Origin of the sequence: Caballeronia sp. LjRoot34 (assembly GCF_964253815.1) — a bacterium.
Classification (GTDB): domain Bacteria; phylum Pseudomonadota; class Gammaproteobacteria; order Burkholderiales; family Burkholderiaceae; genus Caballeronia.
The window spans coordinates 1,107,904-1,130,719 of sequence record NZ_CAXUSB020000003.1 but is presented as its reverse complement, the minus strand read 5'-3'; the positions used below and the strand labels follow the sequence as shown (position 1 = coordinate 1,130,719).

The window sequence follows — 22,816 nt, the reverse complement described above, 5'->3', positions numbered from 1 at the left end:
GTCGGTTTTGGGGTTAGTGGTCGGGGTCTATGCTGGGTTGGTGCTTTCGGCCGTGGTGGTCGGAGTCGATGCCGGGTTGCTGCTTTCAGTGTTAGCGGTCTGCGAGAGTCGGATTTTCTCTTTATCACTATTAGCCACTGTGCGTGGCGGCACGTCATTTCTTTGTCCAAAGCGACAAAGAAACGAAGCAAAGAAAGCGCTTTCAACCACGCTACCCTAAGAGACTGTTGCAGAATTAAGTTTGCATATTTTTTAGCCGGGTCCAGCAAGTTAAAGCACACGCGAGCGTGAGGAAGGCTTCGTGTATGTGCGCATATTTCTCGTAGCGCATCTTCAGGCGGCGATAGGAGTGCAGCCAAGCGATCGTACGCTCGACAGGCCAACGTGTTTTGCCTAGACCACTGCCATGGGGTGAGCGCAGTTTCGCGAGTTCAGGAGTGATGCCGCGTTTGCGAAAGCGTCGCCGATGTGGCTCAGAGCTATAGCCTCGGTCGCCCTGAACAATTTTGGGCTTACGCAAGGGCCGTCCTGGCTTGCCTCGAATTGGCGGAATGGCTTCGACCAGTGGGTCAAGCTGAGTGACGTCATGGCGGTTTGCGCCCGTCAGGATGACGCCGAGCGGGATGCCTTGCGCATCGACGATGATATGGTGTTTGCTGCCGAGTTTGCGCCGGTCCGTGGGGTTTGGGCCTGTTTTTTTCCCGCGTACAACGCGCGAATGGAGGAGCTGTCGACCAGTACTCTGGCCATATCGAGTTGGCCTCGACGGCGCAGTTCGGCCAGCATCGTTTCGTGCATGCGTTGCCATACGCCCGCTTTATGCCACTGGTCCAGGCGCCTCCAGCAAGTGGAGCCCGACCCGCAGCCCATTTCCTGCGGCAGCAAATTCCACGCGAGGCCTGCGCGCAGCACGAACACGATGCCTGTGAGCACGGCGCGATCAGGTATTGGCTTGCGTCCTGCATACCGGCGATTGCGCGGCGCAGCTTTGGGCAGCAGCGGTTCGATGAGTGCCCATAATTGGTCGTCTATAAGTTCCTTAGCCATGGCTTCCTGTCAGGGAAAACAAGACAGAAGTTAACACCAGAGCCAAAAAGTTAACAGCCCCTTTTTGTAATTCTGCAACAGTCTCTAAGTGTCCACAGCGTGCAGTTTTCATTCATAGGTGCCCCAAAAGCACGGTGCTCGCCAGAGCGAAGGATGTTTGAACCCCTCCTTCTCGCGAATCCTGACACGAACACGCTTCGCCCCGTACGCTCTCGGGCAAGCACAATTGCTAAGGAACCTGCCCAAGGAGCGCCCCGCGCTATCCGCGGACGACCAACCACCAATTTGTACGCGCCTCGAACCTCGTCGCCAACCCGCCAAGAAACGAAGCCGCAAAGATGCGGGCGGCCGTAACCGACGAAAATAGCTGTACAGAACGCGCAGCCAATTCACAGAAACTGAAGCAGTAACCACAAACACGCGTCAAGCTGTGGCGAATGAATACAGTCGCACAGAACTGGTAGCTAATTCGTCAGAACCGTAGCCGTAAATACCTGTAAGGCCGTGCGGGTTCCTTAGCAATTGTGCTTGCCCGAGAGCGTACGGGGCGAAGCGTGTTCGTGTCAGGATTCGCGAGAAGGAGGGGTTCAAACATCCTTCGCTCTGGCGAGCACCGTGCTTTTGGGGCACCTATGAATCAAAACTGCACGCTGTGGACACTTAGGGTAGCGTGGTTGAAAGCGTTTTCTTTGCTTCGTTTCTTTGTCGCTTTGGACAAAGAAATGACGTGCCGCCACGCACAGTGGCTAACAGTGATAAAGAGAAAATCCGACTCTCGCAGACCACCACGGCCGAAAGCAGCAACCCAGCATTGACCCCGACCACTAACCCCAGAACCGACTACCCCGGCATAAACCCAGAACCACGAGCGCCAGCAGACCTCCCCCTCACGCCACCCCAACCCCGCCGCCCCAAACCTCATACAGAAGGAAACCGCGCCCGCATGAACCCGATATAGTCCTGATCATCCAGGTTGCGGCGGGCCCTGATAAAGCCGCGCGCATCATCACCAACAAGGTAGCGCAAGCGGTCAGTACCATCGGTCGCCGCACCGTGAATGACGTGCGCCACCTCTTCCGCCGTGATATTGCTCGCCGCCGCGAGATTGGCGAAAGCCTCCCTCGTTCGGCCGACAAAATTGTCATAGTCCTTCAACGCATGGCTGCTCGCCGCGCTTTGCGCCGACCGCTCGTTAAACCGCGTGCTCGTCACGCCCCCGTGCGGATCAACGAGCTTCACGCCGATACCTTGCGACGCCAGTTCATACGACAACGCTTCAGAGAAGCCCTCCAGTGCGAACTTGCTCGCGCAGTAGAGCGAGATCATCGGCAGCGTGAAAATGCCCGCCCCCGACCCGACGTTCACGATCACACCGGACTTGCGCGCCCGGAAATGCGGCAGGACCGCGCGCGTGACGTTCATCACGCCGAACACGTTGACGTCGAACTGCGTCTGGATGTCTTCCCGCGACAGCGCCTCGAACAACCCATATTGACCATAGCCGGCGTTGTTGAGCAACACATCGATCGCGCCAAAGCGCGCGATGCCGGCATCGACGGCGTATTGAATACTGTCGACGTCCTGCACATCCAGCTTCTCGACCAGCAGATTGTCCGCCTCAAGCGACGCGTCGGGATGACGCATCGTCGCGACCACGTTCCAACCCTTCGCGGCAAACAACGCCGTGCTCGCCCGGCCAATACCCGACGACGCGCCAGTAATCAAAATCGTCTTGCTCATGGTTCTGTTTCCCTGACCGTTGATGACATGCGGACAAGGTAACAACCCATGATCGATGCGACAATACGCACAATATCGCATGGGTTAATGCAAGTAATCGAACAATGGAACAATGAACAAGACAGCGTTATCCGAACTGACATCGGTGGCGTCGGTTGCGGCACACCGCAGCTTTCGCGGCGCCGCGAAAGAACTCGGCATGTCGCCATCGGCGCTGAGTCACGCGGTCGCCGCGCTCGAACAGCGCATGGGCGTGCGCTTGTTTCATCGCACTACGCGCAGCGTATCGCTGACCGAAGCCGGCGAGCAGTTTCTCGCGCGCATCGGTCCCGCACTGCGCGAAATCTCCGCCGCAATGGATGAGGCCAACACGCATCGCGCAACACTGACGGGCACATTGCGCATCAACGCGTCAGAAGGCGCGGCGCTGCGGCTGATGAACCCTGTCGGCTACGAATTCCTGCGGCGTTATCCCGACATGAAGCTCGACATAGTGACGGACGCGCGGATGGTCGACATCGTCGCGGAAGGTTTCGATGCCGGGGTCCGGCAGATCGGCCACGTGCCGCAAGACATGATCGCCGTGCCTTGCAGTGCGGCGGTGCGCTTCCTGGTGGTGGGCGCGCCGGCGTATTTTGCCGATCGCACCAAGCCGATGGTGCCCGACGACTTGCGCGCGCATGAATGCATTCGCGCCCGCCTGCCGGGCGGCGCGCCTTACAAGTGGACGTTCGGGCAACACGGCGAGCGCATCGATATGGAGGTACCGGGCGCACTGACGCTCGACAGCCCGCATCTGATGCTCGACGCCGCGTTTCACGGCGTCGGCCTTGCATGGATGAGCCAGTGGGCGGTGGCCGATCACATCGCCGCCGGCCGCCTCGTCAGCGTGCTCGACGACTGGTCCGAGCGTGCACCCGGGCTTTGTTTGTACTACCCCGGGCACAGGCATGTGCCGGCGGGATTGCGCGCGTTCATCGACCTCATTCGCGAGTGCACGGCGTCCGATCCTGATACGCCTGACTGACTTTCCAGCGCTGGAGTCCCTTACCGCCACCGGGGCGGCCGCTTCAACGAGACTAGCTCATTCCGGCAATCCGCCCGCGCTGACAACTCCCCTCCGCCATACCAATTCTGGTATCGCAAATACCAAATAACTGATTGGACCGCCATGAACCCTGGCGCTACGCTTCATTCCGGTACGACCTGAACCAGTTGACCGCGCAAAAACGCATAAGCACGGATAAGCGCGGCAGTACCGAACATAAACACAAACAATCGGAGACAACCATGAGACATGCTCGACGCGCAGCCATTGGTGCGCTGCTTGGTGCTGCGCTATTACTGGGCGCAAACCTGACCGCCCACGCCGATGACAGCAAGATCACCCTGGGTTTCTCACAGGTCGGCGCGGAAAGCGCCTGGCGCACGGCCAATACCGTTTCTGTCAAAAGCGCGGCTAAAGACGCCGGCATCAATCTGAAATTCTCCGATGCCCAGCAAAAGCAGGAAAACCAGATCAAGGCGATCCGCTCTTATATCGCGCAGAAAGTCGATGTGATCGCGTTCTCCCCGGTCGTGGAATCCGGTTGGGAACCGGTACTCATCGAAGCGAAAAACGCCGGGATCCCGGTGATTCTCACTGACCGCAATATCGATGTTAAAGACACATCGCTGTACGTGACCATGATCGGCTCGGACTTCCTCGAAGAAGGCCGCCGCGCAGGCAGATGGCTCGAAGAGCGCTACAAGAACGACGCCGGTCCCATCAACATCGCCGAGTTGCAGGGCACGGTCGGCTCAGCGCCCGCCAACGATCGTCGCGCCGGGCTGCTGGAAGTGATCAAGAACGATCCGAAGTTCAAGGTCATCGCGTCGCAAAGCGGCGACTTCACGCTCGCGGGCGGCAAGCAGGTCATGGAAGCCTTCATCAAGACCTACGGCAAGCAGATCAACGTGGTCTACGCCCATAACGACGACATGGCGCTCGGGGCAATCCAGGCGATGGAAGAAGCCGGCGTGAAGCCCGGCCGCGATGTGAGCGTGGTCTCGTTCGACGCCACCAAGGGCGGCTTCGAAGCCATGGTCGCGGGCAAGATCAACGTCGACGTGGAATGCAGTCCGCTGCTCGGACCGCAACTCATGACGGCGGTCAAGGAGGTGAAGGCGGGAAAAACTTTGCCCAAGCGCATCGTGACCGATGAAACCATTTTCCCGATGAGCGTTGCAGCGCAGGTCTTGCCACAGCGCAAGTACTGAGCCGCCGCGGTTGCGGAGAAAACATCTGACAAACGCGAGTCCGTCACATAAGGCGCAACAACGGCGGACTCGTTGCGCACTTTCAACCTCCCTTTTCGGCCTTCGTTCATGACCGGCTCGCCCATTCTTGAAACCATTGGCATCTCCAAGTCGTTCCCAGGCGTCAAGGCATTGCAGAACGTGGACTTCAGTTTGTTTCCCGGAGAGATTCATACGCTGATGGGCCAGAACGGTGCCGGCAAATCGACGCTCATCAACGTACTCACCGGTGTCCATGCACACGATGCCGGCGAGATACGGCTTGGCGGCGAAACCGTCAATTTCGCCACCCCGCTTCACGCGGAAGCGGCTGGAATCAGGACGCTTTATCAGGAAGTGAACCTGTGCCCGAATCTGTCCGTCGCTGAAAACGTGTTCGCCGGAAGGCAGCCGAAGAAGCATGGTGCCATCGACTGGAAGACCATTCATGCACGGGCCGAAGCGGCGCTCGCCGAGCTGAACGTCTTCCTGGATGTGACCAAATCACTCGATACCTATCCGATCGCCGTGCAGCAGATGGTGGCAATCGCACGCGCGGTCTCGGTGGATGCGCGCGTGCTGATCCTCGATGAACCCACCTCAAGCCTTGACGACGGCGAAGTCGCAAGGCTCTTCGACGTGCTACGCACGCTCAAGCAATCGGGCATGGCGATCCTGTTCGTCACGCACTTTCTTGAGCAGACCTACGCGATATCGGACCGCATCACGGTCATGCGTAATGGCGAACGCGAGGGTGAATATCTCGCCCGCGACTTGCCGGTGGAACTGCTCGTTTCAAAGATGGTGGGCCATGAACGCATGACCGAGCGCCTGAAGCGTGCGGCTGACGAACCGCCCGCGCACAAGGCCGCTGTGCCGCCGTTCTTCGAAATGCGCGGTGTAGGCAGACGCGGCGTCATGAATCCCGTTGATATCGACGTACAGCCCGGCCAGATCCTCGGGCTGGCCGGCTTGCTCGGTTCCGGCCGCACCGAAACTGCCCGGCTCCTGTTCGGCGCGGAGCGGGCGGACGTGGGCGCCATGTCTATCGACGGTAAGCCGGTAAAGCTTCGTTCTCCTCGTGATGCAGTGCGCCGCGGCATCGGGTATTGCCCGGAGGACCGGAAGAAGGAAGGCATCGTCGCGGATCTTTCCATACGAGAGAACATCATTCTCGCGCTGCAGGTGCAACGCGGCTGGTGGCGCGTTATACGCAACGCAAAACAACGCCAGATAGCGGATGACTATATCGAGCGACTGGGCATCAAGGCGCCCGATGCCGAACAGCCAATCGGACTTCTCTCGGGCGGGAACCAGCAGAAGGTCCTGCTCGCGCGCTGGCTTGCGACGGAACCCAAGATGCTGATCCTCGATGAACCCACGCGCGGCATCGACGTCGCGGCGAAATTCGAAATCATGGATCGCGTGCTGGCGCTGTGCGCGAAAGGGCTCGCCATTGTCTTCATCTCTTCCGAGGTGAGCGAGGTCGTGCGCGTGAGCCATCGGATTGCAGTGCTGCGCGACCGGCGCAAGGTGGCGGAGGTCGAGGGACACGCGGCGTCGGAAGATCAGGTGTACAGACTCATTGCGGGAGGCAGCCGATGAACCGCATCAAAGCCGCTTTGCAACATCCTCTCGTATGGCCGGCCCTCACGCTCGTGCTGCTGATCCTGCTCGACCTGAGCCAGAACGCGCACTTCCTCTCAATCACGGTGCTCGACGGCCACTGGTTCGGCGCACCTATCGATATCCTCAATCGTGCCGCGCCGCTCGTGCTCGTCTCGCTCGGCATGACGCTCGTGATCGCAACGCGAGGCATTGATATTTCCGTCGGCGCAGTCGTTGCAATCGCCGGCGCAGCAGCCGCCAGCATCCTCGCCGACGATCCCTCGCGAGTCAGTGAAGCACTCGCCGCCGCGCTCGCAGTGGGCGTGCTCGCCGGCATGTGGAATGGCGTGCTGGTGGCGTTCGTCGGCATGCAGCCGATCATCGCGACGCTGATCCTGATGGTGGCCGGCCGCGGCGTCGCGCAGTTGCTCACGGGTGGCCAGATCATCCCGATCGGCGCACCCGGATATCTCATGGTCGGTGGCGGTTATCTGGCCCGCATGCCGTGTTCCGTGTGGGTCGCGGCCGGTGCGATTGCCGCAACCGCGCTACTCATGAATCGCACCGCGATTGGCATGTTCATCCGTGCGATCGGTATCAATCCAGTGGCCACGAAACTGGTCGGCTTGCGCGCAAGCGCAATCGTGTTCGGGGTCTATACCTTCTCCGGGCTGACGGCGGCTATAGCAGGCATTCTGATCAGCTCCAACGTGCGCAGCGCCGACGGCAACAACGCCGGACTGTTGCTCGAACTCGATGCGATCCTCGCCGTCACGCTCGGCGGCACGTCGCTGCTCGGCGGGAAGTTCAGCCTCGCGGGCACCGTGCTCGGCGCGTTGATCATCCAGACGTTGACCTACACCACGTACTCCATCGGCGTTCCGCCTGAAGCAACGCTCGTCGTGAAGGCAGCGGTGGTGCTGGTGGTCAGCGTGATCCAGTCGGCCACTGCCCGCACGATCATCATGCGGCAACTGAAACGCGTCCTTTCCTACGCCCTGAAAAAGCCCCTTGCCGAGGCAGCAAAATGAGGAACCTTCTCGACCGCCTGGTCGATCCGCGTACGTTGCCGATCGTCGTCACCATCGTTTTGTTCATCGCGCTCTTCAGCTTCGGCTCCGTGATGTACACCGGATTCTTCTCGCTGCAAGTGTTGCTCGGCCTGCTCGTCGACAACGCATTCCTGTTGATCGTCGCAATTGGCATGACGTTTGTGATCGTATCGGGCGGCATCGACCTGTCGGTGGGATCGGTCGTCGCACTGACGACCATTCTCTGCGCCGTATTCGCTGAACATCTGCACTGGTCGATATGGGTGATCGTGCCGCTCGTGCTCATGCTGGGCGCGTTGTATGGCGCAGCGATGGGCGCGCTGATCCACTTCTTCAAACTGCAGCCGTTCATTGTCACGCTGGCGGGTATGTTCCTCGCGCGCGGCACGTGTTTCCTGATCACCACGCAGTCGATCACCATTAACGACCCTAGCTTTCACGCGCTGTCGGGCTTTCACATCGATATTCGCGGCGCGTCGCTCACGGCCGGTGGCCTGATCGCCATCGCAACGCTTCTGCTCGCCATCTTCGTCGCGCACTTCACGCGTTTCGGGCGCAACGTCTATGCGGTCGGCGGCAACGAACGTTCCGCGTTGCTGATGGGGCTGCCAGTGGCGCGCACGAAGGTCGGCGTGTATGCATTGAGCGGCTTCTGCTCGGCGCTGGGCGGCGTGGTGTTCACGCTGTATGTGCTCTCAGGCTATGGCTTGCAAGGCCAGGGCATGGAACTCGATGCCATCGCCGCCACGGTCATTGGTGGAACCCTGCTCACGGGTGGGGTTGGTTACGTGATCGGGTCGGTCTTCGGCGTGGGCATTCTCGGGACCATCCAGACGCTTATTACGTTCGATGGCACGCTGAGCTCGTGGTGGACCCGCATCGTGATAGGAGCCCTCCTATGCGCGTTCTGCCTGTTGCAGCGTGTGATCGAACGGCATGCGGCGAGGCGCAAATCGGATGGGACGGCATCGGGTGAACGAGCGGGGTCGACGCTAAAGCGGCGAGATGCGGCACGGCAACACGATGCGGCGAACAAAGCCGATCCCGTTGCGCTTGGATCCAGAAGTTAACGCGCCCCCCCCAAACCGCGCTCGCAGCCGCCGCTCTCGTTGAGATCAGTAAGACATGTAAGACAGCACGACTGCTCTGCATGCTCTATAAAAGGGATAGGTCAGCGCGTTTGGCGAATCACCAAACAGGTCTCGAACGGGAGGCGCGTTCGTGCAAATGAAGCCTTGAAATAGCAAACGAATAGCAAACGGTAAGGAAAAATCGATGTCAGACGCAAAACGCCCGCTGCGCTCCGCCCAATGGTTCGGCACAGCCGACAAGAACGGTTTCATGTACCGAAGCTGGATGAAAAACCAGGGCATTCCTGATCATGAATTCCAGGGCAAGCCGATCATCGGCATTTGCAATACGTGGTCAGAACTCACGCCTTGCAACGCGCATTTCAGGAAGCTCGCCGAGCATGTGAAGCGCGGGGTGTTCGAAGCCGGCGGATTCCCGGTCGAATTCCCCGTGTTCTCAAACGGCGAATCGAACCTTCGCCCGACCGCCATGTTCACACGCAATCTCGCCAGCATGGACGTGGAGGAATCGATCCGGGGCAATCCGGTCGATGCCGTCGTGCTGCTTGTCGGCTGCGATAAAACCACGCCCGCGTTGTTGATGGGCGCAGCGAGTTGCGACGTGCCGGCCATTGCGGTAAGCGGTGGCCCGATGCTCAACGGCAAACATCATGGCCGCGATATCGGCTCGGGCACGGTGGTCTGGCAGCTTAGCGAGCAAGTGAAGGCCGGCAAGATCACGCTGCACGAATTCATGTCGGCGGAAGCGGGCATGTCGCGCTCGGCCGGCACGTGCAACACCATGGGTACCGCATCCACCATGGCCTGCATGGCCGAAGCACTTGGCGTTACGCTGCCGCACAATGCGGCCATTCCGGCCGTGGATTCCAGGCGCTACGTGCTTGCGCATATGTCGGGCATGCGCATTGTGGAGATGGCGCAGCAGGATGTCCGGCTCTCGAAACTCCTGACGAAAGAAGCCTTCGAAAACGCGATTCGCGTGAACGCGGCGATTGGTGGATCGACGAATGCAGCGATTCATTTGAAGGCAATCGCTGGGCGCATTGGCGTGAATCTGGAACTCGATGACTGGACGCGCATTGGCCGCGGCACACCTACGCTTGTCGATCTGCAACCATCGGGGCGCTTCCTGATGGAGGAGTTCTATTATGCGGGCGGCTTGCCCGGCGTGATCCGGCGCCTGGGCGAAGCAGGCTTGCTGCCCCATCCCGATGCGCTGACGGCGAACGGCCATTCGTTATGGGAGAACGTGAAAGAAGCGCCTATCTACGACGAAGAGGTCATTCGTCCACTCGACAATCCCCTCGTTCCTGATGGCGGCCTATGCATCGTGCGCGGCAATCTCGCACCCAATGGCGCGGTGGTCAAACCGTCAGCGGCGACGGCGGCGTTACTCAAGCATCGTGGCCGCGCGGTCGTGTTTGAAAACTTCGATGACTACAAGGCCCGCATCGGAGACCCCGAACTGGATGTGACGGCCGACTCTGTTCTCGTGTTGAAGAACTGCGGACCGAAGGGCTATCCGGGTATGGCAGAAGTCGGCAACATGGGCTTGCCGCCGAAGATGCTGGCGCAAGGCGTAACCGACATGGTGCGGATCTCGGACGCGCGCATGAGCGGCACGGCCTATGGCACGGTGGTGCTGCACGTTGCGCCCGAAGCGCGTGCCGGCGGTCCGCTGGCGGTGGTGAAGGAAGGCGACTGGATCGAACTGGATTGCCTTGGCGGAACGCTGCACCTTGACGTCAGCGATGCGGAACTCACCTCCCGTCTCGCTAATTGGGCCGAAGTGCAAACAGTTGCGATTGCGGATACGAGCGGGTATAGAAAGCTGTATGTCGATCACGTCCTGCAAGCCGACCAAGGCTGCGATTTCGATTTTCTCGTAGGATGCCGAGGTGCCGATGTGCCGCGGCATTCGCATTAATCCGGCACGTTGCACGCACTACCGTTACGTACCACATCAACGAAGCTTTCTTTAAGGTCCAACCATGACAGAACAAGTTGCGATAGGCATTGCCGGCGTCGGCAAGATCGCTCGCGATCAGCATTTACCCGCTATCGCCGGTCATTCCGGGTTCAAACTCATTGCAGGGGCGAGCCGGAATGCGCGGATCGATGGGGTCCACAATTATCAGAATGTCGAAGACATGCTGGCGGCGGAGCCGCTTTTGCAAGCCGTGTCGTTGTGTGCGCCGCCGCAAGTCCGTTTCTCCCAGGCGCGCGCGGCGCTTGAAGCGGGCAAGCATGTGATGCTGGAGAAACCGCCGGGTGCGAGCGTGACCGAAGTTACCGTGCTCGCTTCCTTGGCGCAGCAAAATCGATGCACCTTGTTTGCGTCGTGGCATTCCCGTCATGCTCCGGGTGTTGAAACCGCGCGTGCGTGGTTGGCCGGTAAAGAGATTACGGCAGTGAACGTCCTGTGGAAAGAAGATGTGCGCCGCTGGCATCCAGGTCAGGAGTGGATCTGGCAACCGGGCGGCCTCGGTGTATTCGACCCGGGTATCAACGCGTTATCCATCATCACGCGTATCTTGCCGCATGCGTTTTTCCTCAAGTCAGCGGAGTTGTTTGTTCCGGCAAACCGGCACAATCCGATTGCCGCGAACCTTGATTTCAGCGACGCGCTTGGCACGCCAATCCGGGCGGAATTCGACTGGCGATTTGGTCCGGAAGAATTGTGGCAGATTGAAGTGACCACCCGCGATGGTGTGTTGCATCTAGCTCAGGGCGGGAAGTTTTTAAAGATCGACGGGGAGGTGAAGGACATCGGACGGGAGAGGGAATATCCGAGTCTTTATGATCGATTCTTCGAGTTGATCTCGACCGGTTCAAGCGATGTCGATGTCAGTCCGCTTCAGCATGTTGCCGATGCGATGCTGCTTGGCGGCCGGCGTGAGGTTGAGAAATTCGAGGGGTAGGGAGGGGTTTGTTCGCGGGCGGTGGTCAGGGGTCTATGCCGGGGGTGTTGGGTTCTGGGGGTAGCGGTCGGGGTCAGTGCCGGGTTGCCAGGTTCTGGGGGCAGCGGTCGGGGTCAGTGCCGGGTTGCTGCTTTCGGCCTTAGCAGTCTGCGTGAGTCGGATTTTCTCTTTATCACTGTTAGCCACTGTGCGTGGCGGCACGTCATTTCTTTGTCCAAAGCGACAAAGAAACGAAGCAAAGAAAACGCTTTCAAAACACGCTACCCTAAGTGTCCACAGCGTGCAGTTTTCATTCATAGGTGCCCCAAAAGCACGGTGCTCGCCAGAACCACGGATGTGTGAAACCCTCCTTCTCGCGAATCCTGACATGAACACGCTTCGCCCCGTACGCTCTCGGGCAAGCACCATTTGCCGCCTCCATACTTTGGGACCCGTCCTGCCAGAGGATTGCTCTGACCGCGTGCAAACGAACTCACGATTCGCAACTCACCTGGGAGACATACCCTCTCGTTTACCCGTGGCCGGAGCCCGTTAGGTAGCCCGTCTTTATATCGCTACGCGATATTCGCTTAGAAGAAAACAAGCTTTCGGCGCTAACGCGCCCGTGCAATTAAATTGCCGGAAACAAGGTATATTTGCCCGGTAGGTCTGCGGGTAATCCTTGGAGCGGCCTCTACCAGGCCACCAGGGAAAAACGTTCCCTGGAGAAATGGCATGGCAAATTGGACACCGGATCCAACGTTCTATCCCTCCCCGCGGATGGCCATGAAAGCCCCGCACGAAACCATCGCGTACGTCGCAAGCTTCGATCCAACACGACAGGTTCCAGACGCCATCGCGGTTATAGACGTGGACCCCGCGTCGGCCAGCTATTCGCAACTGATCAGCAATGTTGCAATGCCCAACACGGGCGACGAGCTTCATCATTTCGGCTGGAACGCCTGCAGTTCCTGCTTATGCCCAAATGCACCCCACCCCCACGCCGAACGTCGTTATCTGGTCGTGCCCGGCTTGCGATCGTCAAGAATCCATATCCTCGATACCAAGGCGGACCCGCGCAACCCTAAAATAGTACGCGTGCTGGAACCAGGCGAAGTCGCGGAGAAAGCGGGCTACACACGTCCCCATACGGTTCATTGCGGCCCCGAGGGAATTTATGTGGCCGCATTGGGGAACGCGCAGGGCGAAGCGCCGGGCGGTATTTTCCTGATGGACCACGAAACCTTCGATATTCGCGGTCAATGGGAAATAGATCGTGGTCCTCAGCAACTTTCCTACGATGCCTGGTGGCATCTCGGACACGACACCCTGGTCACAAGCGAATGGGGCTTGCCTGCTACATTCGAAAACGGCCTGGTGCCGGAAATCCTGCTAGGCGGCCAATACGGACACAAGCTGCATTTCTGGGACCTGCATACTCGCAAGCATAAACAGGAAATCGATTTCGGCGCGGAAAACCAGCTCGTGTTCGAACTGCGTCCGGCCCACGATCCCACCAAGGCATACGGCTTCGTCAACTCCGTAATCAGCCTGAACGATTTATCCGCGTCGATCTGGACGTGGTATCGCGATGGTGACGCCTGGGCCGTCAAGAAGATCATCGAGATTCCGGCCGAGCCCGCCAACCCCGATCTGTTGCCACCCATGCTGAAAGGTTTCGGCGCAGTGCCTCCGCTCGTTACGGACATCGACCTGTCGATGGACGACCGATTTCTCTACGTCGCGTGCTGGGGAACCGGCGACTTGCGGCAATACGACGTGTCCGATCCGTTCGCGCCGAAACTCACCGGGACGGTGAGGATCGGCGGCATCGTATCGCGCGAATCACATCCGAAGGCGGCCGGGCGCCCCCTGAACGGCGGACCGCAGATGGTCGAGGTCAGCCGCGACGGCCGCCGCGTGTATTTCACCAATTCGCTATACGGCGCTATCGACGACCAGTTTTATCCCGATGGTCTCAACGGCTGGATGGTGAAACTCGATGCGTCGCCCGAAGGCGGTATTGAATTCGATCCGCGCTTCCTGGTTGAGTGGCCTTCCACGCACCGGCCACATCAGGTGCGGCTCGAGGGCGGCGATTGCTCGTCGGACTCGTATTGTTATCCGTGACGTTATCCGCGAGCCGCGGCTCTCGCGAAGCGCTCACGCCGGGCACATCATGAACATGGCATGGGCGGGGACGGGCCACGCATGGGAGTGGCTCGCCATTGCAGGGCTCGGCGTCTTTCATGGAATCAACCCCGCCATGGGCTGGCTGTTCGCGGTCGCCCTCGGTCTGCATCGGCGTAGCCGGCTGGCCGTCCTGCTCGCGATCCCGCCAATGGCACTGGGCCACGCACTCTCTATCGGTATAGTCGCCGCGCTCGTGCTCACCACAGGGATGGTGGTTGACAGCCATCTTATCCGCATCGCGAGTGGCGTCCTGCTCGTCGCGTGGGCGGTGTATCAGGTTCGCTACGGACACCGGCACCGCGTGCGTGTTGGCATGACAACCGGTTTTGTCGGCCTCGTCCTCTGGTCGTTCCTGATGGCGACCGCGCACGGCGCAGGTCTCATGCTGATTCCAGCGCTGATCCCATTGTGCGGGTCCGTGGCAGGCCAATCATCCGGGCCCTTGCTGGTCTCGCTCGCCGCCGTCGGCCTGCATACGCTGACCACCTTGCTCGTGACCGGCGCCATCGCTCTGCTGGTATACGACTGGCTGGGCGTGGGCGTGCTCAGGCGCGGCTGGATCAACTTCGACAGGCTCTGGACCATCGGGCTCGCGGGCACCGGCGTATTGCTGATCGCCACGGCTTAGCAACCGAACGCCGGATTGCTCGCCCGGCTTCGGCAAGCGCCTGTCATTTCTCACTCGTGCGCCAAACCGGGCGACGGCTGCCAAGCGGCGATAATGCGGCTTGCGTAGCGAGCTTGTCTGACAGCCACGATCGGCTACGATTGACGTCCACGGCCTGCGAGACGCGTCTTCACTGCGGGTTTCGCCCTATCCCTATAGAGCATTCGCGCCTTCCCGGAACCACAACCGTTTTGTCACTGAGCGAAAACGACAATGAAAAAAACGCCCGCATATCCAGTAAGCAAAAAAGCTTTCAGTGTCGTTTCAATTCACGCATAGGCACAGGGCAATGGCTCAAAGCTCCTCGAACTGGTTCGTGCGCGCGCGCCTCAAGACGCGGCAGTTGATGCTGCTCGCGGCCATGGAAGAAGAAGGCAATGTCCGCCGCGCTGCCGATGTCCTCGGCATGACACAACCAGCTGCATCGCGTTTATTGAAGGAACTGGAGGACGTGCTGGAGGTGCGGCTTTTCGACCGCACGCCTTACGGGATGCACGCTACGCTGTACGGTGAAGTGATGATCCGGCACGCGCGCATGGTGCTCTCGAATCTGAGCCAGGCGCACGACGAGATCTCCGCGTTGCGCGCGGGACTCGTGGGTCAGGTGCAGATTGGCGCGATTGCCGCAGCCACCGCAACCATGGTGCCGCTTGCCATCGCGCGCGTGAAGGCGCTTTATCCGCAATTGCAGATATGGCTGCAGGTTGAGACTTCAGACGTAATGCTGCCGCTGGTTGCAGAGGGCCACCTCGACATCATGATCGGCCGCGTACTCGAGCGACAGGGCCAGTTCAAGGACACGGTGCGATACGAGCCTATTGCCGAGGAACCGCTTTGCGTGGTCGTGCGCCCCGGGCATCCGCTCGAACAGGCGACCGGCTTGACCATGCACGACATTGTCAACGCAGGCTGGGTTCTGCATCCTCCCGGTAGCGTGCTGCGGCACAGATTTGATATGGTGTTTTCGCAGATCGGCCTCAGTTCGCCGCAGAATGTGGTGAATACCAACAACATCCTCGCCATCTCCGGCATTTTGCTGCAGAGCGACATGCTCACTGTGATGCCCGAAGAGGTCGCCCGGCAATACGAGGAATTCGGCACGCTCAAACGGCTGGCTATTAAACTGCCCTGCCGCATGGATGCATTCGGCATTATCACGCGGCAGACGCAATTATTGTCACCGGCGGCAACCGTTGTGCTTCGGGCGCTGCACGATGCCGCGCTCGAAGTGTATGGCGCGCGGCAAGATGCCATCGCTTAGGGCCTGTGCGCAACAAGGCACGCGCAGGCCCTTAAGTTATATTGCAGGTCGATCCACCATTCACGGAGTGTTACTCATGATCATCGAAGAGAACAATCAGCTCATGCTGCGGCCGCTCGAACGTACCGATCTCCACTTCGTCCACAGCCTGAACAACAACGCAAAGATCATGCGTTACTGGTTCGAAGAACCCTACGAAACCTTCTCTGAGTTGTCCCAGCTATACGATCGCCACGTCCACGATCTGCGTGAACGCCGCTTCGTCGCTGTCGACAAGACGGGCGAGACCGTAGGGCTCGCGGAATTGATCGAGCTTGATTACATCCATAGGCGCGGCGAGTTCCAGATCATCATCGCGCCCGGCGCTCAAGGCCAGGGCTATGCGACAAACGCAACCCTGCTCGCAACGGACTACGCGTTTTCCGTGCTCAATCTGCGCAAGCTTTATCTGATCGTCGATGTGTCGAATCAGTCGGCCATTCACGTCTACGAAAAGTGCGGCTTCAAACAGGAAGCGGAATTGATCGAAGAGTTCTTTGGCAACGGCCGGTATCACAATGCGTATCGCATGTGCATTTTCCAGCACGATTTCCTCAAACAAACGCAGGCAGCCAAGTAAGCACGCGTTGGCGTCGGCGAGTGGATCAGGTTCACCCGGCCATTGTTTGTCGTGTCGCTGTTGTTGTCAGACGCGACGCTGGCGCTTGCGGTGGTGACGGGATATCGAGCCACCGCTTGAGCGCCTTAAGCCGCATGACCCGCGGCCTACACACGCGCAAGCGATTCCTCCCGTTCCTTCGACTGTGCCCGGCGCAACATTTGATGAGTCAGCATGACGTGTTGCCGGGCGAAACCGCGCGTCGTCAAATCCTTCGATACCAACTCCTGCTGCGCGCGACGAATTCGCTTCGTCGTGCCTTCAGGGTCGGCGCCTAGCGCGGCGACAGTCTCGCGCAGGCTTTGTGCATCGTGGACCGGTACGTATGAGACGGCGTCATCGGAGAAATAGTCGGACAGACCGCCTATGCCCGTTGCAACGACCGCCTTGCCGGCCGTCACCGCTTCGAGCAAAACCGTAATGCCCGATGCATGGTGATTGGGATGAAGCGGCACGACGATTACATCGGCCCATTCATAGAGCGCGCGTTGCTCCGCCAACCCCGACACCGGCGCGACAACAACGTTATCCGCCCGATCAGAACGCGTGACTTTGCGCTGGGTCGCAAGCCTCGCGTTGAAGCGTGGATCGTTTTCGAATGCAGCCATGAAGGTCTGCCAATCGCGGTCGCGATCGTTACCAATGGCCGCCACGCGCAATGGTTCGTGAGGACGCCACTCGGACACTGGCTGCAAGGGGAAATCGTCGGTACTGACACCGTAGAGCACCACCGTTGCTTCGCGGTTCCAGAATTTTTTCGTGAGTGCTGCGTTGTCGTGAGTCAGGGTCGTCAGCAAGCTCGCCTGGCTTAGCAGCCTCTTGAAGATCACGCGCTTGAACACGCCAAGCGATTCCCATATGTCGAGCAGCCACACGCTTTGTGCAAGCAGAAGCGGCTTACGCGGACCACGTTTGAGCATCAGCAATAACGCCGCCGATAGATACTCGCGCTCCGTATGCGTCCAGATCACGTCCGCTTCAAGCAGCGCTGCGCGATTGCGAAATGTATGAACGAGATCGCAACCGAGAAGCGCTTTCAAGCCGCGTCGAATAGTGCGGAGAGCACGTCCTTCGGGATGATCGTGGGAATACGAAAGGGTCATCGATTCCGACTCGGCGTGGTGATAACCGTACAGGCACCCAACGTTCTCGTCTTTGCGATATATGCTTGGATCGACACCATAGTAGAGGTGAACATGAACGTTAGTCGACTCGTTTGCCACCGTGCTTTTCGCTCCCATATCTCCCCCGATATCAGCGCTTTCCCAAGCGCCTGACGCGCCGAAAGACGCATCGTACCGATGCACGGACACAGAGGGAACGCCCTGAAGCAAGACATTGGCGTTTGAGCGATGGGTAACCCACACAACGCGTTGCATCTGCGCTGCGTGTTCGGCAGCGCTCATAACGCACGCGCGGATTCTGTTATTTAATGCACGCGAACAAGGAACCAAGGCCAGGGAACGGAAGTGGCCTGCCCTCCACTGACGAACAAGCGCCTATTTTATTTCTCGTCGATCTGACAACAATTGACAAATACCCAGGCTCTTTCTGCCACTTAAAGCGCGATGCTGCACAAAGCAGGTATTACTCAGTAAGGTTTCCAGGTTCGTTCGTTCGGCTAGCCACATTCACAAGATAGCCTGCTTGTTAAATTCCGCCCGCTTTTACAGATAACAACACCGGGGGCGGTTCATGTCTAATCCAGTTCGTTCGCGAGCGATCTCGCTTGCACCATCACTTCTGCTGATTCCTTTTCTCCTGAGTCCCATTGCGGCGGCAGCAGCATGTGCCGTGAACGGCCTCGATACGGTTTGCGACTCAACATCGCCGAACCCATGGACCACGACCATCGGTACCGGCTATATTCCGGGCAACGACAATCAGACGGTCACTGTCCAGAACGGCGCGAGGATTACCACGCAAGATGCATCGGCAATCAGTCTCGCTAACAACGCGAACATCACCGTGCAGACGGGCGGCACAGTCAGCAATTACGCCGTGAATTCGCACGGCAACTATGGCACGGGCGCCAACACCATCGAGTTCCAGGACAACGGCACGCTGACCGTGCAAGCGGGTGGCAAGGTGCTGTCCAAGGGCACGCAGGACATTGCCGAGGCCGTGAACATACAAGGCCAGGGCAATGTCATCATCAACAACGGCTTGATCCGGGCGATCAACGCCAGCGCCATCTGGTTCCAGAACAAGGTCGGCGGCAACACGATCATCAATAACGAAACCGGCGTGATCCGGTCACCCGGCAGCGTGATCGGTTCGAGCGGCGACGCCCCTATCGATTTCACCAACAAGGGCACGGTTATCGGCGACATCATTTTCTCCGGTGGCGACGACGTCATGCGCATCTACACCGGCTCGTCGGTGCAGGGCAATATCGACGGCGGTGCGGGCAACAACCAGTTATTCCTGAGCGGACTCGGCGTGGACACGCTGACCGGCAACATCGTCAACTTCCAGACGCTCATCAAGACCGACACGGGTACGTGGACCGTCAACGGCATTCCGGTCGACGTGCAAAGTGCTGAAGTTGCGGGTGGTACGCTGATCCTGACAGGCGACAACAGCACGTACACCGGACAGATGCTCGTCGATGCCGCGGGGACGCTTCAAGCCCGGGCACAGAGCCTGCCGGCCGCAATTACCGACAACGGCCTGGTCCGCTTCGCGCAAACCGATGACGGCACGTACGCGGGATTGTTGAGCGGCACGGGTTCGATCGAGAAAACCGGTGCGGGCACGCTGTTCCTCGCGCCCACCGCAACCGGCGGCAACACGTATTCCGGCGGCACGCTGATCACGCAAGGCACGCTGAATATCGCAGCGGACAATGCGCTGGGCGCGACCACTGGCAGTGTCACGTTCAACGGCGGCACGTTGCAACTGAACAACGACCTCGACCTCGCCGCGACCCGCGCCATCTCGATCGGTGCGAATGGCGGGACGATCGACACGCAGCAATATTCGTCCACGCTCTCACAAGCGGTGACCGGTACCGGCTCGTTGACCAAGCTCGGCAGCGGCATGCTCACTATGAACGGCGCGAGCGCCTACGGCGACACGAACGTGCTGGCGGGTACCCTTGCAGTCGGCGACGCACAGCACAATTCGGCAAGCATCGGCACGGGCGCGACGACCGTCGCGGACGGCGCCACGCTTGGCGGTTTCGGTACCGTATTCGGCTCCGTGACGAACTCGGGCACGATCGCGGCGGCGAATGCCTTGCCGGCTTTTTCAGCATCTACGACCGGCACCTTTGCGATCCGCGGTGATCTCACCAATAACGCCACGATCAACCTGGCGGCTGCATCGGGCACGCCGGGCAACGTGCTCAATGTGAGCGGGAACTACGTCGGCAACAACGCGCAGTTGATTGTGAACACTGTCATGAACGCGGGCGGCGCGCCGTCCAACCAGTTCACCGACCAACTGGTCATTGGCGGCAACGCGAGCGGGAGCACGACCGTGACAGTGCGTCCGAGCGGCTTGGGCGCGCTGACGGTAGGCGACGGCATCAAGCTCGTCCAGGTGAACGGCAGCGCCGCTGCCAGTACCTTCCACATGCTTGCGCCGGTTCAGGCGGGGGCGTACCAGTATCTGTTGTATCAAGGCGGCTCGGGGCGCCCCAACGACTTCTATTTGCGCTCGGCGCTTGAGAGCGTGCCGGTGACGCCACCTGTGACGCCGCCGGTTACACCACCTGTGACACCGACGCCACCAACCACGCCGGCCGACTCTGGCCCGGTGGTTACACCGGTGACACCGATCGTGTCCGCGGGCACGCCCAGCTCCCCGCCTGCCGCTCAGCCTTCGGTCATCGCGTATCGCCCTGCCGTGGTCGGCTACACGATGACGCCGTCGCTCAACCTCGACTATGGTTTCACGATCATGGATCGGCTGCATGAACGTGTCGGCGACATCGCGAGTCTCGAGAACGCGCAGGGAACGTATGGTAACGGCGTGTGGGGACGTATCGGCGGCCAAAGCCTGAACGCCAACTCGGGGGACCGTTTCTCCGGCGATGAACGCACGTTCTTCGCAGAGTTCGGCAAGGACTGGACGCTCTCGACGAACCCGGCCGGCGGCAGCACGCATGCAGGCGTCACGGTGACTATCGGCTCGTCGTCGGCAACCTTCGAAGACAGCGCACGCAGTCTCAATCCGGCGCTGACGACCGCTACCGGCTCAGTCGAGACGCAGGCGCAATCGCTCGGTGGCTACTGGACCAAATATCTGAAAGACGGCAGCTACTTCGACGCCGTGGCGCAACTCACCCACTATCGCAACAAGTACGGCGATGTGTATGGCGGCGGCGCTTCGCAGAACGGCGTTGGCACGGGCCTGTCCGGTGAAGTGGGCAAGCCGTTGCTGATCGGATCGACGACGATTGCCATCGAACCGCAAGCCCAGTTGATGTACCAGTACCTGCATCTGAACGGCTTCGACGACGGCATCTCGCCGGTATCGAGCACGTCGAGCAACGCGTTGCGCGGCCGCGTCGGCTTCCGGATCTTCAAGGCGAACCTGACCAATGACACGAAGACGGGAACGGCAACGCCCTACTTCACCGCCGACGTACTGCACGACTTCCTGAACCCGGGCAACACGGCAGTGGATGGCGCGTCGTTCAACAGCGGTCTCTCGAAGACCTGGTATGAAGTCGGCGTGGGTGTCACCACGAGCATGAGCAAGTCGTCGGAGATGTACGCCAACGTCAAATACTCCCGCAACCTTGGTGGCGATTATCGTCAGGGCGTGTTTGGTCAGGTTGGATATCGATATAGCTGGTAAAAGCGATGCGCGCCGGTGTGGGTGACCGGTGCATGAGGTTTGACGTTCAGTTAAGCTCGTGTCAGAAAGGCCGCGCCCGGAAACGAGCGCGGCCTTTCTGTTTGAAGGCTCACTCGTATCGACGAACTCTACCGCGAGTGGGGTGGTTAATTCGGGCTACTGAGCAGGTCTAGAAGGAAACAATAAACCGGGTTCCGGACGCCAGCGTTCTGACGGTAAGTTTCCAATTGTGCGCCAGCGCTATTTCTTTGCAGATCGAGAGGCCCAGGCCGGCGCCGTCGTGTTGAGCATCGGGCGCGCGCCAAAAACGCTCAAACAGAAATGGCAAATATTCAGGGTTGACACCGGGTCCCTCGTCCTGGACACAGATCGTCTTTTCATCGACGGAAACAATGACGGACCCATGCGAAGGCGTCGCGTTGATCGCGTTTTCAACAATGTTTTTCAGCAAGATGAAAAGCGCGCTCCTGTCAGCTCGCATTGTTGCGGGAATGACAGGGACGTCGACATGCAGTTTCACCTGCTTTTTGTCTGCCTTGCGTGCCAGATAGTCCACGACGTCCTCGGCAACATCGACCTTGTCGACCTCGCTGAATTCAAAGTTCTGCGATTCGCTTACCTCGGCGAGGTGCAAGAGTTGCCGGACCTGCCGCGCCATCAAGTCGATTTCGCGGAACAGCAAATCCTTGTTCTCGACCTCGGGTTGCAACTCGATCTGCCCTCTTATCAAAGTCAGCGGTGTTTGAAGTTCATGAGCAGCCGAGGCGAGAAATTGCTGTTGTACAGCGAAGCCATTTTCGAGGCGCGCGAGCGCATCATTGAACGCGACAAGAATAGGCTTGATCTCACTGGGGACGCCCTTGATGGAAAGCCGCATGCGAAGGTTCCGCGGGGTGATTGAAGCGGCGGAATCCGATGCCACGCGAAGAGGCCGCAGCACGCGGCGAACAGTGAACGTCAAGGTCAGGCCGAAGATGATTGTCGCGATCAGCAAGGTATAACCCACGATCTTCGGAATCGGCTCGATCCTCTCGCCGAGAACGGCTTTATTGAACGCTACGCTCGCCGCGCTCTGTAGAAAATAAGGGGCTTGCCCGTGCATGATCTCCAGGGTCACCACGTCAAAAGGCTTGCCATTAATGGTCACGCGTTTCATGGCGCCGAGGGCGCTGGTCAAGTCACCGGCATCCCAGGAGGCATTGTTCAGCGCGCCACGCGACGCAAAAAGCACATGTCCCGAAGCGTCGAGCGTACGATACAGCAACTCGGTCGATGCGAAGTCGAAGAGCCACGTCGCGTGCTCGTCGAGGTTTATCGACACCGGGCGCCCCGACTCGTCAAAGCGCAATTGGGAGGCTAACTGGTGCGCGCTTCTTATGCTCTCGCTCACCCGGAATGTATCGGGTGGCAAGTGATTGAAGGCGTACAGCACGATTGTGGCGATGAGGGTAAGACTCACGGCCAACGCCGCCACGCTTGTAACCCATAAGCGCACCGAGAGGCTTTTGATCCA

At 59.5% G+C, this 22,816-nt stretch carries 16 protein-coding genes; 12 read left to right on the top strand and 4 right to left on the bottom strand.

Annotated elements, in window-relative coordinates:
- Positions 1 to 235: 235 nt before the first annotated feature.
- Positions 236 to 1,047, bottom strand: a protein-coding gene (locus ACSQ36_RS36080; RefSeq protein ID WP_436180705.1) for an IS5 family transposase whose coding sequence is annotated in 2 segments (ribosomal slippage) — positions 236 to 699 and positions 699 to 1,047 — 813 coding nt in all. Because the reading frame shifts where the segments join, the coding sequence is not laid out codon by codon here.
- A 918-nt stretch (positions 1,048 to 1,965) separates the two neighbouring features.
- Entirely contained in the window at positions 1,966 to 2,787 is an 822-nt protein-coding gene (locus ACSQ36_RS36075) for an SDR family oxidoreductase (protein ID WP_436185784.1), read from the bottom strand.
- Positions 2,788 to 2,899: 112 nt separating this feature from the next.
- Here ACSQ36_RS36075 and ACSQ36_RS36070 point away from each other — a divergent pair, with 112 nt between their 5' ends.
- From ACSQ36_RS36070 to speG, 11 genes are all read left to right on the top strand, one after another.
- On the top strand, positions 2,900 to 3,814 hold the full coding sequence (locus ACSQ36_RS36070; protein ID WP_436185783.1) for a LysR family transcriptional regulator: 915 nt from the start codon (positions 2,900 to 2,902) through the stop codon (positions 3,812 to 3,814).
- A gap of 263 nt (positions 3,815 to 4,077) precedes the next feature.
- Positions 4,078 to 5,046, top strand: a complete 969-nt coding sequence (locus ACSQ36_RS36065) for an ABC transporter substrate-binding protein (RefSeq protein WP_436185782.1) — start codon at positions 4,078 to 4,080, stop codon at positions 5,044 to 5,046.
- A 108-nt stretch (positions 5,047 to 5,154) separates the two neighbouring features.
- On the top strand, positions 5,155 to 6,669 hold the full coding sequence (locus tag ACSQ36_RS36060) for a sugar ABC transporter ATP-binding protein (protein ID WP_436185781.1): 1,515 nt from the start codon (positions 5,155 to 5,157) through the stop codon (positions 6,667 to 6,669).
- Complete coding sequence (locus ACSQ36_RS36055) at positions 6,666 to 7,703, top strand: ABC transporter permease (protein WP_436185780.1); 1,038 nt, start codon at positions 6,666 to 6,668, stop codon at positions 7,701 to 7,703. Before ACSQ36_RS36060 ends, ACSQ36_RS36055 begins: the two co-directional genes overlap by 4 nt.
- A complete protein-coding gene (gene yjfF, locus ACSQ36_RS36050; RefSeq protein ID WP_436185779.1) occupies positions 7,700 to 8,794 on the top strand; it encodes a galactofuranose ABC transporter, permease protein YjfF in 1,095 nt (364 codons plus the stop codon). The genes ACSQ36_RS36055 and yjfF overlap by 4 nt, the downstream gene beginning before the upstream one ends.
- Positions 8,795 to 8,999: 205 nt before the next feature.
- Positions 9,000 to 10,742 carry an IlvD/Edd family dehydratase gene (locus ACSQ36_RS36045; RefSeq protein ID WP_436185778.1) on the top strand — a complete coding sequence of 581 codons (1,743 nt, stop codon included), beginning with the start codon at positions 9,000 to 9,002 and terminating at the stop codon, positions 10,740 to 10,742.
- 64 nt (positions 10,743 to 10,806) lie between these two features.
- Positions 10,807 to 11,736 (top strand): Gfo/Idh/MocA family protein, encoded by a 930-nt coding sequence (locus ACSQ36_RS36040; protein WP_436185777.1) that lies wholly within the window; start codon positions 10,807 to 10,809, stop codon positions 11,734 to 11,736.
- Between the two features lie 714 nt (positions 11,737 to 12,450).
- Positions 12,451 to 13,845, top strand: coding sequence for a selenium-binding family protein (locus tag ACSQ36_RS36035; protein WP_436185776.1), 1,395 nt, complete (start codon positions 12,451 to 12,453; stop codon positions 13,843 to 13,845).
- A gap of 49 nt (positions 13,846 to 13,894) precedes the next feature.
- Entirely contained in the window at positions 13,895 to 14,536 is a 642-nt protein-coding gene (locus ACSQ36_RS36030) for a hypothetical protein (RefSeq protein WP_436185775.1), read from the top strand.
- A gap of 328 nt (positions 14,537 to 14,864) precedes the next feature.
- Positions 14,865 to 15,836 carry a LysR family transcriptional regulator gene (locus ACSQ36_RS36025; protein WP_436185774.1) on the top strand — a complete coding sequence of 324 codons (972 nt, stop codon included), beginning with the start codon at positions 14,865 to 14,867 and terminating at the stop codon, positions 15,834 to 15,836.
- Positions 15,837 to 15,912: 76 nt separating this feature from the next.
- Positions 15,913 to 16,455: a spermidine N1-acetyltransferase gene (gene speG / locus ACSQ36_RS36020; RefSeq protein ID WP_213768092.1), complete on the top strand. Its 543-nt coding sequence runs from the start codon at positions 15,913 to 15,915 to the stop codon at positions 16,453 to 16,455.
- A 146-nt stretch (positions 16,456 to 16,601) separates the two neighbouring features.
- Here the strand turns inward: speG and ACSQ36_RS36015 are convergent, their stop codons facing one another.
- Entirely contained in the window at positions 16,602 to 17,597 is a 996-nt protein-coding gene (locus ACSQ36_RS36015; RefSeq protein WP_436185773.1) for a glycosyltransferase, read from the bottom strand.
- 592 nt (positions 17,598 to 18,189) lie between these two features.
- On the opposite strand from ACSQ36_RS36015, the gene ACSQ36_RS36010 reads away from it, so the two are divergent.
- Entirely contained in the window at positions 18,190 to 21,303 is a 3,114-nt protein-coding gene (locus ACSQ36_RS36010; RefSeq protein ID WP_436185772.1) for an autotransporter outer membrane beta-barrel domain-containing protein, read from the top strand.
- A gap of 169 nt (positions 21,304 to 21,472) precedes the next feature.
- Here ACSQ36_RS36010 and ACSQ36_RS36005 read toward each other — a convergent pair whose 3' ends face one another.
- On the bottom strand, positions 21,473 to 22,777 hold the full coding sequence (locus ACSQ36_RS36005; protein WP_436185771.1) for a sensor histidine kinase: 1,305 nt from the start codon (positions 22,775 to 22,777) through the stop codon (positions 21,473 to 21,475).
- Positions 22,778 to 22,816 lie beyond the last annotated feature (39 nt).